The organism is Cellulomonas sp. GbtcB1, from assembly GCF_019091725.1.
Taxonomy (GTDB): Bacteria; Actinomycetota; Actinomycetes; order Actinomycetales; family Cellulomonadaceae; genus Cellulomonas.
Genome location: NZ_JAGXJG010000306.1, coordinates 1 through 262, shown reverse-complemented (window position 1 = coordinate 262; position 262 = coordinate 1). Strand labels below are relative to the sequence as shown.

The window sequence follows — 262 nt, the reverse complement described above, 5'->3', positions numbered from 1 at the left end:
GTACGGCAGGCCGGCGTGCGGGTGCGCGTCCAGGAAGTTGACGTGCCAGACGTGGAGCAGGCCCATGAGGACCGGCACGTGCTGGTCGAACGGCGTGGTGCGGACGTGCTCGTCGACGGCGTGGAAGCCCTCGAGGATCTCGCCGAAGGCGTCCGGGCCGATCGCGATCGCCAGCGAGGTGCCGATCGCCGAGTCGACCGAGTCGCGCCCGCCGACCCAGTCCCAGAACCCGAACGCGTTCTCCGGGTCGATGCCGAACGCG

1 pseudogene is annotated in these 262 nt (G+C 71.0%); it reads right to left on the bottom strand.

Annotation, left to right across the window (positions count from 1 at the left end):
• Positions 1-262 (bottom strand): annotated as a pseudogene (locus tag KVT14_RS20535) (glucose-6-phosphate isomerase); the annotation flags it as partial.